Raw genomic sequence first — 13066 nt, 5'->3', positions numbered from 1 at the left:
GAGACAGGAGGTGGGTGGCTTCCTATGGTGGGGGCATGGGTGATCGGCGGCGTGCTGTTCCGGGGACCGACCGCGTGCTGGCCGATCCGGGCGTGGCCGCAGCGGTGGAGCGCCTGGGGCACCAGCTGGTCGTCAGGATCGTCCGGGAGGTGGCGCAGCGAGCGCGGGACGGGTTGCTGGATCCGGACGCCGTCGTGGCGGAAACGCTTGCCGCGCTGCCTCGTTCGGCCTCCGGGATGCGACCGGTGATCAACGCGACCGGGGTGCTGCTGCACACCAACCTCGGGCGGGCGCCGCTGTCGCGCGCGGCCCGCGACGCCCTCCAGGTGGCGGCGGGCACCACCGACGTGGAACTGGACCTCGACACCGGCGACCGGGGCCGGCGCGGGGCGTCGGCGGTCGAGGCGCTGCTGGACGCGGTGCCCGGAGCCGAGGACGCGCACCTGGTGAACAACGGCGCGGCGGCGCTCGCCCTGGCGGCCACCGCGCTGGCGGCCGGCCGGGAGATCGTCCTCTCGCGCGGCGAGATGGTGGAGATCGGCGACGGGTTCCGCATCCCCGAGCTGCTCACCTCCACCGGCGCGGGGCTGCGCGAAGTCGGCACGACCAACCGGGTTCGGCTCGACGACTACCGGCAGGCGCTGGGCGCCGACACCGGTTTCGCGCTCAAGATCCATCCGTCGAACTTCGTCATCAGCGGTTTCACCGCCGAGGTCGGGGTGGCCGAGCTGCGCGAGCTCGACGTGCCGGTGGTGGCCGACATCGGTTCGGGACTGCTGCGGCCTGATCCGGCGCTGCCCGGCGAACCGGACGCGGCGACGACGCTGGCCGAAGGGGCGGATCTGGTCATCGCCAGCGGAGACAAGCTCCTCGGCGGCCCGCAGTGCGGTCTGCTGCTGGGCCGCGCGGACGTCGTGCGGCGGTTGCGCCGCCACCCGCTGGCGCGCGCGCTGCGAGTCGACAAGTTGACGTTGGCCGCGCTGGAGGCCACCGTGCGCGGGCCGCGGCCGCCGGTGGCCGAAGCGCTGCACCGATCCGGCTTGGCCGAACGCGCTGCGGCGCTGGCGGATTCGCTGGCCGCGGCCGGGATTCCCGCCGAGGCGGTCGAATCCGGCGCCAGCGTCGGCGGCGGCGGGGCGCCCGGGGTGGTGCTGCCGAGCGCGGCGGTGGCGCTGCCCGCGCGGTTCGCCAAGCAGCTGCGCCTCGGCGCACCGCCGGTGATGGCGCGCGTGGAGCGCAACCGGTGCCTGCTGGACCTGTTCGCCCTCGACCCCGACGACGACGAGACGGTGCGGCGCGCGGTGCTGGCCGCGCACTAGGAGGTGCCCATGCGCGTGGTGGCCACGGCCGGGCACGTCGACCACGGCAAGTCCACGCTGATCCGGCGGCTCACCGGCATGGAACCCGACCGGTGGGCGGAGGAACGGCGCCGCGGCCTGACGCTCGACCTCGGCTTCGCCTGGACGGAGCTGGCCGACGGCTGCTCGGTGGCGTTCGTCGACGTGCCGGGGCACGAGCGGTTCGTGCCGAACATGCTCGCCGGGGTCGGCCCGGTGCCCGCGGTGCTGTTCGTGGTCGCCGCCGACGAGGGCTGGATGCCGCAGTCCGACGAGCACCTCGACGCGCTGCACGCCCTGGGAGTCTCCGACGGGCTGCTGGTCATCACCCGCAGCGATCTCGCCGATCCCGAACCCGCGCTGGAGCAAGCACGGCGCCGGCTGCGCGGGACGAGCTTGGAGCAGATGCCGCCGGTGCTGGTCAGCGGCCGCACCGGCGCCGGTTTCGACGAACTCGCCGAGGCCCTGGACGCGATGCTGCACCGGCTTCCGCCCGCCGATGCCGACGCCGACGTGCGGCTGTGGATCGACCGCGCCTTCGTCATCACAGGCGCGGGCACGGTCGTGACCGGAACGCTGCAGGGCGGCGCGCTGCGCGTCGGGGACCAGCTGGCCATCACCCCGTCCGGGCTGGACGCCCCGGTGCGGGCGCTGCACGCCCTGGGCACCGCCGAGGAGTCGATCGCCGCGCCCGCGCGTGTGGCGGTCAACCTGCGCGGAGTGGACCTCGACCAGGTCCGCCGCGGCCACGCCCTCATCACCCCCGGGCGCTGGCTGACCACCGACGTCCTCGACGTGCGCCTGCACCCGTCGGCGGACCTGCCGCGAGAGCTGGTGCTGCACATCGGCTCCGCGGCCGTGCCCGCGCGGGTCCGCCCGCTGGGCACCGACACCGCCCGGCTGACGTTGCGGGAGGCGCTGCCGCTGCGGATCGGCGATCGCGCGCTGCTGCGCGACCCCGGCGGGCACCAGGTGCGCGGCGGGGTCACCGTCCTCGACGTGCGGCCTCCCCCGCTGCGCCGCCGAGGCGCCGCTCGGCTGCGCGCCGAAACACTCTCCGGCATGGACGGAACGCCGGACTGGGCCGACGAGCTGCGGCGGCGCGGGATCGCGCGGGCCGACGAGCTGACCGCGATGGGCGCCACCCCGTCTGCCGCAGGTCCGTGGCTGGTGTCCGAGCAGCACCGCGCCGCGCTCGCCGCGAGGCTGCGCGAGGTCTTCGCCGAGCACCGGCGAGCGCACCCGCTGCACGAGGGCATGCCCTCCGGCGCGGCCACACGCGCGCTGGACCTCCCGGATCCGGCGCTGCTGCCCGGCATCGCCGCCGAAGCGGGACTGCACCTGGCGGCCGGCCGCCTGAGCGACGGCACCACCGCCCTGCCCGACCGGGTCGCGCGCGCCGTGGAGGCGGTCCGCAGCGGGCTGCGGGAGCACCCGTTCCGCGCGCCCACCGCCGAACAGCTGGCCGAACTCGGCATCGGCGATCGCGAGCTCGCCGCCGCCGAGCGCACCGGCGCGCTGCTGCGACTGGGCCCCGGACTGGCGCTGCTGCCCGACGCCGAGCGCGCGGCGCTGCACCGGCTGGCGGAGCTGTCCGAGCCCTTCACCCTCAGCGAGGCCAAGCGGGCGCTGGACACCACGCGCCGCGTCGCGGTTCCCTTGCTGGAGATGCTCGCTCGCCGCGGCCGCACCCGCAGGCTCCCGGACGGCACCCACCGCCTGGTGCGCTGAGCGCTGCGATCTTGCGGCCGCCACCGCATCGTGGGAGCAGGCGCCGGGCGATGGGAGGCACACCATGCCGCGCAAGATCTGGACCGGGTCGATCAACTTCGGCCTGGTGACCATTCCGGTCGGGCTGTACGCCGCGACCGAGGACCACACGATCCAGTTCCACCAGTACCAGCGCGGGACCACCGACCGGATCCGCTACAAGCGGGTCAACGAGACCACCGGCGACGAGGTCGGCTACAACGACATCGTCAAGGGGCGCGAGCACGGCGACGGGATCATCACCGTCGAGCAGTCCGAACTCGACGAGATCGCGCCGGGCCGTTCGCGCACCATCGACATCAGCACGTTCGTCGACCTCGGCGAGATCGACCCGGTGCACTTCCAGAAGACCTACTGGCTGGCGCCCAACTCCAAGGAGCACTACCGGCCGTACAACCTGCTGCGGCGGGCGATGGAGGAGACCGGGCAGGCCGGGATCGCCACGTTCGTGCTGCGCGGCAAGCAGTACCTGACGGCGGTGCGCGCGGACTCCGACGTGCTGGCGCTGAACACGCTGTACTTCGCCGACGAGATCCGCGACCCGGCCGATCTGGTCGGCGACCAGCCGGAGCAGTCCAAGCCCACGGACAAGGAGCTCCAGATGGCCACCACGATCATCGAGTCGATGAGCGGCGAGTGGCAGCCCGAGGAGTACTCCGACACCTACACCGAACGCGTCGAGGCGCTGCTGGCGGAGAAGGCGCGCGGCGGCGAGGTGCAGGCGGCGGAGGCGCCGCCGCAGCCCACCGACGTCATCGACCTCACCGAGGCGCTGCGCCGCAGCGTCGACGAGGCCCGCAAGGGCCGCACACCCGCACCGTCCGAGGACCTCTCGGAGCTCACCAAGGCCGAGCTCGACGACCGCGCCAAGCAGCTGGGCGTCAAGGGCCGGTCGAAGATGAAGCGCGCCGAGCTCGAACAGGCCGTCGCCGAAGCCGGGCAGGGGTCCCGCAGGGCCTCCTGAGCACCACCACACCCGTGGCGGGAGGGGCAACGTCGCAGGTCGTGGGCGCGGACGAAAAAGATCCGCAATCTTGCGTCATGACCTCACCCCAAGACGGTCCCGATCACGTGGGCAGCCTGGTTCTCCGCCCACGGGCGCGCGGGAAGCAGAGGGGATCCCGCGTGTGAAAAGCCGCCGGGCGCACCTGCTGTGGATGCGGGTCGTGCCCGGCGGTCCCCGCACGTGACCGGGTTCACCGAGCAGCGCCACCGACGGCACCGGGCCGGGCGCGGTGTGCTGAGATTCAGCGCATGGACGCGGGTGCCTGGTCGGCGGTGGGAGCACGCCGTGAACTCGACTCCGCCGGTGTACCGCCCGCCCTGCGTCCCGCCTACCTGCGTTCCCGGGCTCTCAACGCCGAGCACGGGCGCACCTACTTCCTCGCGACCCGCCTGCTGCCGCCGGATCGGCGGCCCGCGGTGCACGCGCTCTACGGCTTCGCGCGCTGGGTCGACGACATCGTCGACGAGCTGGGCGAGGACTCCCCCGCGCTGCGGGCCGAACGGCTCGAACGGCTCGAGGAGCGGCTGCGCCTGGCGCTGAAGTCGGGGACCAGCGATCACCCGGTGCTGGCCGCGCTGGTCGACACCGTGGAGCGCCACCAGATCGATCCGGTGCTGTTCGAGGACTTCCTGGCCTCCATGCGGATGGACCTCACCATCACCTCCTACCCCACCCGCACCGACCTGGAGCGCTACATCCACGGTTCGGCCGCGGTCATCGGCCTGCAGCTGCTGCCGGTGCTGGGCACGATCGGTCCGGCCGCCGAGGCGCGCGCTGCCGCCGCCGCGCTGGGCGTGGCGTTCCAGCTGACGAACTTCCTGCGCGACGTCGGCGAGGACCTGGACCGCGGCCGCGTCTACCTCCCGGCCGACGAGCTGGCCGTGTTCGGCGTGGACCGGGAGCGGCTGCTGTGGTGCCGCGCGAACGGGCGGGCCGACGGACCGGTGCGGCGCGCGCTGGCCGACCAGGTGGCGCGGACCCGGGCGCACTACCGGGCCGCCGAGCCGGGCATCGCGCTGCTGGCCCCGGAGTCGCGTCCGTGCGTGCGCGTGGCGGCGGTGCTCTACGGGGAGATCCTCGACCACGTGGTCGCATCCGGCTACGCCGTGTTCGCCAGGCGCATCGCCGTGCCCGTCTCGCGCCGGTTGGCCGTCGCCGCGCGCGCGGCCGGTGTGGTGCTGGTCTCGCGGGCGGTGCGCGGAGGCTTGACCTCGGGTCTTCGCGGGTAGTCGAGGGCTGCCCGGCACCAAGGCACCGGGCCGGCTTTCGCCGCCTGCCTGTACGACACCGGGGAGCCCGATCATGAGCGCACGATCCACGAGTTGGCAGGACGTCGGCGCGACCGCCGACATGATCACCGTCGCCGGTCAGCGCTTGCACGAGGGAACCCGCGCGATCGCGGGGACACCGGCGGAGGCGGCGAGGGCGCGCGACGCGCTGCTCGACCTCAGCGCGGCCAGCGCCCGCCTGGCCCGGCAGCTCGACGTGCTCGCGGCCGACAGCGGTGGTGGCGGTACCGAACCGCCCGACGTGCACGTGGCGCTCGACCAGGCCGCCGCCGCGGCCGAAGACCTCGGCAACTGCACGCGGGCGGCGGCTCGGGCGATCGAGGACGAGTTGAGCGGCGAGCACTGACCCGCCGCCCAACTCACCTGGTCAGGGTGCCTGCACGAGCCCGGCGCCGACGTCGGTGGCCGGCAGCGGCAACCGGCGGGCCGACTGGGTCAACCGCGTCCACAGCGCCCGCGCGCGGTCCGGCGACCGCTGCGCGTGCAGCGCGGCGACGCCGGAGACGTGCGGGGTGGCCATGCTGGTGCCGCTGAGCTTGCGGTAGCGCTCCGCGCCGGGCCAGCTGGAGTAGACGTCCACGCCAGGCGCGGCCAGGTCGACCTGACCGACCTCGTCGACGGTGCCGCACGAGAAGTCGGCGATCTGCATCTGGGAGTCCACCGCTCCCACGGCCATCACCGACGGGCAGTTGGCCGGGTGGCCGACCGGGGCGATGATGCCCGCCGAGCGCTGGCTCTCGTTGCCGGCCGCGGCGATGATCAGCGTCCCGCGCTCCAGCGCGCGACGCGCGACCCGCTCGAACGCCTCCGAGTACGGCGCGCCTGGTTCGGTGGGCGAGCCCAGCGACATCGACACGATCGAGCAGCCGTTGGAGATCGCCCACTCGACGCCGGACAGGATCCCGCTGTCCGTGCCCGACCCGTCGTCACCGAGGACCTTGCCCGCGTAGATGCTGGCCTCGTGCGCGATGCCGTAGCCGGGCCCGGCCTGCGAGGTGCGCGGGCCGCAGGCGGTGCCGATGACGTGGGTGCCGTGCCCGTGGCCGTCGTGGGCGCTCTGGCCCTCGACGAACGCGCCCGTGACGATGTCGCGGCCGGCGAAGTCGGGGTGCTGCTCGTCCAGGCCGGTGTCGAGCACGGCGACACGCACTCCGGCTCCGGTGGCCGCGGCGGCGTCGGCGCGCACCGCCTGAAGTCCCCAGGTGAACTCGCCTTCCGGCGGCGGCGTGGGCTCGCCGATGGCGAAAACTCTGCGCTCGGCCTCGATCCCGGCGATCGGGCCGGTCTCGCCCGCCGCGCGCTGCAGGTTGGCGAACTGCTCCTCGTCGGCGTCGATCAGGGCGATTCCGAGCTGGTGCAGCACGATTCCGCCCGCACCGCTGAACAGTTCGCCGGGTGCCGCGCCCGCCGCGTCGGCGGTGTTGGCGCAGCGGATCCCGGTTAAGCGGGTCACCTCTCGGGTGCCGATGATGGTCGAGTCATCTTCGAGCAGGACCAGGTATCGCCCGGTCTGGCTGGAGGTCATGTCGCTCCTCGTCGATTGTTGGCGCGGATGCGCCTCATCGGTAACCGACCGAGATCGACGATCACAACGGATTCCGGGCCCCTAAACCCGTTCGTGTTACCCGATACGGGGATGGCGGGGTCGACACGCCGTGTCAACACCGTCGGACTGGACGCGGATCAGGCTCGCGTACTTCCATGGAGGCAGGGCCAACGCGGGAGGTCGTCATGACGGAGCACGGCAGGATCGTCGTCGGCGTGGACGGATCGGAACCCTCGAAGTGCGCGATGCGCTGGGCGCTCGAACAGGCCAAGCTCACCGGTTCGACGGTGCGCGCGATCAGCGCCTGGGAGTTCCCCGCGTTCTACTCCTGGGAAGGCGGTCCGATGCCGCCCGACGACTTCGAGGACTCCGCCCGCCAGTGCCTGGACGACACCGTCGAGGAGTTCAAGCAGGCCACCCCCGAGGTGACCATCGAGCGCGAGCTCGTGCACGGCCACGCCGCGCAGGCGCTCATCGACGCCTCCGCCGAGGCCGACCTGCTCGTGGTGGGCAGCAGGGGCCACGGCAGCTTCTACGGCGCTCTGCTGGGCTCGGTGAGCCAGCGCTCCGCGCTGCACTCGAAGTGCCCGGTGGTCATCGTCCGGCGCTAGAGATTGTTTCTGTGGTTGCTTTGCTTGGCGGTGCCAGTAGCGGAACCTGCGCGCCTTCGTGAGACTCCGTGCGCCGCTCCTGATGTATGCCGATACACGGCGTCCCGGCGTACTCGCCACGAAGGCGCTCAGGACCCGCGGCGGTGCGAGTTGAGCCCCGCACCTGAAACAGCGGCTCCGCCGCAACCCCCGAAAACCTGATCAACCGGTGTGGCCCAGGCGTTCTGAGAGGGCTGTGGCGCCTTCCCGGACGAGGTCGCGCAGCGCGGCCTCGGTCTCGTCGTTCCAGCGCAGGATCGGGACCGAGATGCTCATGGCCGCGACGACCTCACCGCTGGTGTCGCGCACCGGAGCCGCCACGCACGCCACGGAATCGTTGGACTCGCAGTACTCGCGGGCGACGCCGTCCTCGGCGATCTCGTCGAGCTCCTTGCGCAGCGTCTTGCGGTTGGTGATGCTGTGCTCGGTCATCGCGTCGAGCTTGTGGCCGCTGTAGATCTCGTCGACCTCGGCGCGCGGCAGCGAGGCCAGCAGCGTCTTGCCCAGCGCCGTGCAGTGCGCGGGGAGCCTGCGCCCGACGGCCGAGACCATCCGGACCGGGTGGCTGCTGTCCACCTTGGAGACGTAGAGGACGTCGGCCCCCTCGCGCACGCCCACGTGCACGGTCTCCTGGCAGCGCTCGGCGATCTCCTCCGCGACCAGCTGCCCCTCCCGGGCCAGGTCCAGCCGCTCGGCGTAGGCCGACCCCAGCTGGAAGCTGCGCACGCCCAACCGGTACTTGTTGGTGGCGCGCCCCGTGGGCATCAGATAGCCGCGCTCGTTGAGAGTTCCGACCAGCTCGTGCACCGTGGTGCGCGGCAGCCCGAGCTGCGCGGTGATCTCCGGCGCGCTGAGTTCGTCGGTCTCCAGGAACAGTTCGAGGACGTCGAATGCCCGTTCCACGGCCGGTACCGCTCGTGCCAACGCTGGCGCTCCTTCCGCTTCGAGGCCAACCCCGAGTTGACCGATATTTCGAACATCGTACCTGATATCGACGGCGTATTGACCTTCACTTCGTTCCGACCATACGATTTTACGAACGTTGTTCGGAATATCGAACGGAGATTTCACAGGTGCGCCAGACACGTGACTTCCTGCGATCCCTGGGTCTGCCCACCGACGACACCGCGGCCACCAGCGAGAAGAGATTTCCCGACGGCGCCCAGTACCGGGTGGAGATCCCCAGCACCGAAGGCCCCGAGGTGCTCGACGCGGTGCTGGCCGAAGCCGACGCGCGCGGCGTGCTGGTGCACCGGATCTCCCAGGGCAGCGGCGGCATGCTGCTCACCGACGACGAGCTCGCCGCCATGACCTCCACCGCCGCCGGGCGATCGGTCGAGCTGAGCCTGTTCGCCCGGCCGCTGGCCGGGTGGGACACCAGCGCGATGGCCGTGTCCTCGGGCGGGGCGCCGGTGGCCGCGCAGGCGCGCGGCACCGAGCAGCTGGTGCACGTGCTGGAGGACATCCGCCGCACGGCCGAATCCGGCATCCGCAGCGTGCTCATCACCGACCTCGGCGTGCTCAAGGTCGCCTCCGCGATGCGCGAGACCGGCGACCTGCCCACCGACCTGCAGTTCAAGATCAGCGTCCAGATGGGCCTGGCGAACCCGGCTTCGGTGCGCATCGCCGAGGACCTGGGCGCCGACACCTACAACGTGCCCACCGATCTCAGCCTCGGTCAGCTGGCGGCGATCCGGGCCGCCACGGACCTGCCGCTGGACATCTACGTCGAGGCGCCCGACGACATGGGCGGATTCGTCCGGCACTTCGAGATCGCCGAGATCGTGCGCGTCGCGGCCCCGGTCTACGTGAAGTTCGGGCTGCGCAACGCGCCGAACATCTACCCCAGCGGCAGCCACCTCACCCCCACCGCCGTCGCGCTCGGCCGCGAGCGGGTGCGTCGCGCGCAACTCGGTCTCGGACTGCTCGCGCGCTACTCCCCCGACGCGATCGTCTCGACGCTGCCCGCCGAAGGCCTGGCCGTGCCCGTGTCCGGGTAGCGGCCTATCGTCGGCGCGTGCCCACCGCCGTCGCCCTCCGCTCCGGTTCCGGCCGCTGGATCCTGCTGGCCACCATCCTCGGTTCGGGGGTGGCGTTCCTGGACGGTTCCGTGGTCAACGTGGCGCTTCCGGCCATCGGCCGCGACGTCGGCGGCGGGCTGCGCGTCCTGCAGTGGGTGCTGGACGCCTACCTGCTCACCTTGAGCGCGTTGCTGCTGCTCGGCGGCGCGCTGGGCGATCGCTACGGCCGGCGCCGCGTGTTCACGATCGGGCTGGTGGTGTTCACCCTCGCCTCGCTGGGCTGCGGGCTGGCACCCACGGGCGAGGCGCTGATCGTCGCGCGACTGGCGCAGGGCGTCGGCGGGGCGCTGCTGGTCCCCGGCAGCCTGGCGCTGATCAACGCCTCCATCGACCCCGACGACCGCGGCGAGGCCGTCGGCCGCTGGGCCGGCCTGACCGGCGTGTCCTCGGCGATCGGGCCGTTCGTGGGCGGGTGGCTCGTCGACGCGGCGTCCTGGCGGTGGGTGTTCTTCATCAACGTGCCGATCGCCGCGGCCGCGATGCTCGCCCTGCGCCACGTCCCCGAGACGCGCGACCCGAACGCCACCGGACGCCTGGACATCGGCGGCGCGGTGGCGGTCACCGTCGGGCTCGCGGGGTCGATCTTCGCGCTGATCGAGGTCCCGACCGCCGGGTGGGACACCGCATCCACCACGGCTGCGGTGGCCGGAGTCACCGCGCTCGTGGTGTTCCCGTGGCTGGAAGCGCGTCACCCGAGTCCGCTGCTGCCGCTGTCGCTGCTGCGCTCCTCGCAGTTCACCGGCGCGAACCTGGTGACGCTGACGGTTTACGCGGCGCTCAGCGGCGCGCTGTTCCTGCTGTCGTTGCAGCTGCAGCAGACGATGGGCTACTCGGCCTTGGAGACGGGCATCGCCACGCTGCCGATCACGATCATCATGCTGCTGCTGTCGGGCCGGGTGGGTGCGTTGGCGCAGCGCACCGGTCCGCGCGTGCCGATGACGGTCGGGCCGTTCGCCTGCGCGGCCGGGTTGTGGCTGCTGACCCGCGCCGAGGCGGGTGCGAGCTACCTCGGCGGGGTGCTGCCGGGCGTGCTGGTGTTCGGGCTGGGTCTGTCGATCACCGTCGCTCCGCTGACCGCGGCCGTGCTGGGCTCGGTCGGGCCGGAGCGGGGCGGCGTCGCCTCGGGGGTCAACAACGCGGTGTCGCGGTTGGCCGGTTTGCTGGCGGTGGCGGTGCTGCCGGTCGTCGCCGGGCTGGCGGGCACCGGTGATGGCGCACCGCTGGGGCCCGGTTTCGCGACGGCGCTGCACATCTCGGCGGTGATGTGCGCCGCAGGTGGGGTGATCGCGGCGCTGACCATCGGCCGCGGGGACCGGGTGGAGACTCCTCCGCTGCCCGGTCTCAACCACGCGTGTCAGGATCCGGCCTGCGAGTGCCGCGACTGATTCGAACTCCTCGTGTCGTGCTCACCCCGCCGAAGCTACGGACGCGCCGATGCGGACCGTAAGGCACAAAGTCACCGTTTCGGCGGCTCTTGTCACTGCACCGCGCGGCGCGGATGTGGTGAGATCGAGTCATGAGACGAGGTCGGCGCGGCCATCCGTGCGAGGTGCCCACCCAGATCGGGTTGTACCGGTGCCCGGAGTGCGGCCAGCAGTGGGAGATCCACGGCATCGAGGGCAATCCGCAGATCCGCAAGGTCAGCCGGGTCGGCTGGTTCCTCGCCAAGCTCCTGGGATGAGGCGCGTGTCCGAGGAGATCCTGGTGGGATCGACGAAGTACCAGGTCTGCCGGGCATCGTCCGACGACCTCGCCGAGATCGTCGGCCTGCTCCTCGACGACGAGCTCGGTGCGGGCCGGGAGTCGGCGGCCGACCTCACCCCGTACCGCGAGGCGTTCGCGGCGATCGACGCCGACCCCGCGCAGCTGCTGGTCGCGGTGAAGGACTCGGCCGGGCGCGTGGTCGGCACCCTGCAGCTGACGTTCATCCCGGGTCTGGCCCGCAGAGGCGCCTTGCGCACCCAGATCGAGGCGGTGCGGGTGCGCTCCGGCGAGCGGAGCCGGGGGCTGGGCGCGGCGCTGCTCGAGTGGGCTCTCGACGAGTCCCGGCGGCGCGGCTGCTCGCTGGTCCAGCTCACCACCGACAAAGCGCGCACCGACGCGCACCGCTTCTACGACCGGCTCGGGTTCACCGCCTCCCACGAGGGCTACAAGATGACCCTGTGACCTCTGGTTATGCTGGCCGGACCATGCGCCGCAAGCTCCGCTCACCGCTGCCCCAGCGCGACGGCCTGGACCCGGTCCGGCTGCACCTGCCCACCGACGGGCGGTGGGCCACCGTCCGGGACTTCCTCGTCGAGCGCATTCCCAAGCTGGCGGCCGACCGCATCGACGAGATGCTGCGCGCGGGCCGGTTCGTCACCCACGACGGTCCGCTGGCGCCCGAGTCCCCGTACCGGCCGGGCGGTTTCGTGTGGTTCCACCGCGACGTCGCACCGGAGACGCCGGTGCCGTTCGAGCTGGAGATCCTGCACCGGGACGAGGAGATCCTGGTCGTCGACAAGCCGCACTTCCTGGCCACCACGCCGCGCGGCGGGCACATCACCGAGACCGCGCTCATCCGCCTGCGCAGGCAGCTGGGGCTGCCTGAGCTCTCCCCCGCGCACCGCCTGGACCGCGCCACGGCCGGTGTGGTGCTGTTCGTGGTCGACCCGGCGCTGCGCGGCGCGTACCAGACGCTCTTCCACGACCGGCGGGTCGACAAGACCTACGAGGCCATCGCCGGCTACGACCCGGACCTGGCGCTGCCCCGCACGGTCCGCAGCCGGATCATCAAGCGCCGCGGCGTGCTGGCCGCCGTCGAGGAACCGGGCACCCCGAACGCCGAAACCCGCGTCGAACTCCTCGAGCGCCGCGGCGACCTGGCCCGCTACCGGCTGCACCCCCGCACCGGCCGCACCCACCAGCTCCGGGTCCACCTCAACTCCCTGGGCCTGCCGATCGTCGGAGACGACCTCTACCCCGAGGTCCGCGCGACGTCCCCGGACGAGTTCACCCACCCCCTCCGACTCCTGGCCCGATCCCTGGAGTTCCCCGACCCCAGAACCGGCGAACCCCGCCACTTCCACTCCCACCGAACCCTCGATTGGCCCTGATCCCCGCCCCCTCACCACGAAGATGCGGTGCACGGATCACCCCGGGGGTTCGGCCTCCGGAACACCCCGGTAATCCGGCGCCTGATGACCGGCGCATTCCGGGCACCGGACCGTCCCAGACGCGCGGTGGTCACCCACCTTCCCGATCTCAGTGGAAATCCGGGTTCCGATTTCCACTGAAATCCGACCGAGGACTTCCGCTGACATCGGGAAACCCAGCTGGAGACGGGACGACCTGCGCCGAAAGCTCGACACGCGCCCGGGCGGACGGACTACCGGGGTGTTCGGGGCC

Annotated in this window: 13 protein-coding genes; 11 read left to right on the top strand and 2 right to left on the bottom strand. The window is 72.5% G+C overall.

The genetic code is table 11. The annotated features are described in order from the left end of the window. Positions 1-35: 35 nt before the first annotated feature. From selA to E1202_RS29980, 5 genes are all read left to right on the top strand, one after another. Positions 36-1319, top strand: a complete 1284-nt coding sequence (gene selA, locus E1202_RS30000) for an L-seryl-tRNA(Sec) selenium transferase (RefSeq protein ID WP_132686682.1) — start codon at positions 36-38, stop codon at positions 1317-1319. A gap of 9 nt (positions 1320-1328) precedes the next feature. After that, positions 1329-3068 (top strand): selenocysteine-specific translation elongation factor, encoded by a 1740-nt coding sequence (gene selB, locus E1202_RS29995; protein ID WP_132686681.1) that lies wholly within the window; start codon positions 1329-1331, stop codon positions 3066-3068. Between the two features lie 64 nt (positions 3069-3132). Beyond that, complete coding sequence (ku, locus tag E1202_RS29990; RefSeq protein ID WP_132686680.1) at positions 3133-4071, top strand: non-homologous end joining protein Ku; 939 nt, start codon at positions 3133-3135, stop codon at positions 4069-4071. A gap of 290 nt (positions 4072-4361) precedes the next feature. Continuing rightward, entirely contained in the window at positions 4362-5342 is a 981-nt protein-coding gene (locus E1202_RS29985; RefSeq protein ID WP_132686679.1) for a phytoene/squalene synthase family protein, read from the top strand. Between the two features lie 73 nt (positions 5343-5415). Next, entirely contained in the window at positions 5416-5748 is a 333-nt protein-coding gene (locus E1202_RS29980; RefSeq protein ID WP_132686678.1) for a hypothetical protein, read from the top strand. A gap of 21 nt (positions 5749-5769) precedes the next feature. On the opposite strand, the gene E1202_RS29975 is transcribed toward E1202_RS29980, so the two are convergent. Beyond that, on the bottom strand, positions 5770-6927 hold the full coding sequence (locus E1202_RS29975; protein ID WP_132686677.1) for a S8 family peptidase: 1158 nt from the start codon (positions 6925-6927) through the stop codon (positions 5770-5772). Between the two features lie 206 nt (positions 6928-7133). Here E1202_RS29975 and E1202_RS29970 point away from each other — a divergent pair, with 206 nt between their 5' ends. Beyond that, positions 7134-7559, top strand: a complete 426-nt coding sequence (locus E1202_RS29970; RefSeq protein WP_132686676.1) for a universal stress protein — start codon at positions 7134-7136, stop codon at positions 7557-7559. Between the two features lie 201 nt (positions 7560-7760). On the opposite strand, the gene E1202_RS29965 is transcribed toward E1202_RS29970, so the two are convergent. Then, the gene (locus E1202_RS29965) at positions 7761-8522 is read right to left on the bottom strand and encodes an IclR family transcriptional regulator (RefSeq protein ID WP_132686675.1); all 762 of its coding nucleotides are present in this window, start codon (positions 8520-8522) and stop codon (positions 7761-7763) included. A 149-nt stretch (positions 8523-8671) separates the two neighbouring features. Between E1202_RS29965 and E1202_RS29960 the strand changes: the two genes are divergently transcribed. The 5 genes from E1202_RS29960 to E1202_RS29945 all read left to right on the top strand — a co-directional run bounded on the left by E1202_RS29960 (position 8672) and on the right by E1202_RS29945 (position 12774). Next, entirely contained in the window at positions 8672-9598 is a 927-nt protein-coding gene (locus tag E1202_RS29960) for a U32 family peptidase (protein WP_132686674.1), read from the top strand. 17 nt (positions 9599-9615) lie between these two features. Then, the gene (locus E1202_RS29955; protein ID WP_132686673.1) at positions 9616-11064 is read left to right on the top strand and encodes an MFS transporter; all 1449 of its coding nucleotides are present in this window, start codon (positions 9616-9618) and stop codon (positions 11062-11064) included. A gap of 131 nt (positions 11065-11195) precedes the next feature. Continuing rightward, on the top strand, positions 11196-11360 hold the full coding sequence (locus E1202_RS31960) for a hypothetical protein (RefSeq protein ID WP_165939847.1): 165 nt from the start codon (positions 11196-11198) through the stop codon (positions 11358-11360). A 5-nt stretch (positions 11361-11365) separates the two neighbouring features. Continuing rightward, positions 11366-11845 carry a GNAT family N-acetyltransferase gene (locus E1202_RS29950; RefSeq protein ID WP_235879106.1) on the top strand — a complete coding sequence of 160 codons (480 nt, stop codon included), beginning with the start codon at positions 11366-11368 and terminating at the stop codon, positions 11843-11845. A gap of 23 nt (positions 11846-11868) precedes the next feature. Further along, positions 11869-12774 carry a pseudouridine synthase gene (locus E1202_RS29945; protein ID WP_132686671.1) on the top strand — a complete coding sequence of 302 codons (906 nt, stop codon included), beginning with the start codon at positions 11869-11871 and terminating at the stop codon, positions 12772-12774. Positions 12775-13066 lie beyond the last annotated feature (292 nt).

It is taken from the genome of Saccharopolyspora karakumensis, from assembly GCF_004349225.1.
In the GTDB taxonomy this organism is placed as follows: Bacteria; Actinomycetota; Actinomycetes; order Mycobacteriales; family Pseudonocardiaceae; genus Saccharopolyspora; species Saccharopolyspora endophytica.
Note: the sequence above shows the minus strand (reverse complement) of the source record. Positions and strands in the feature narration are given on the sequence as shown.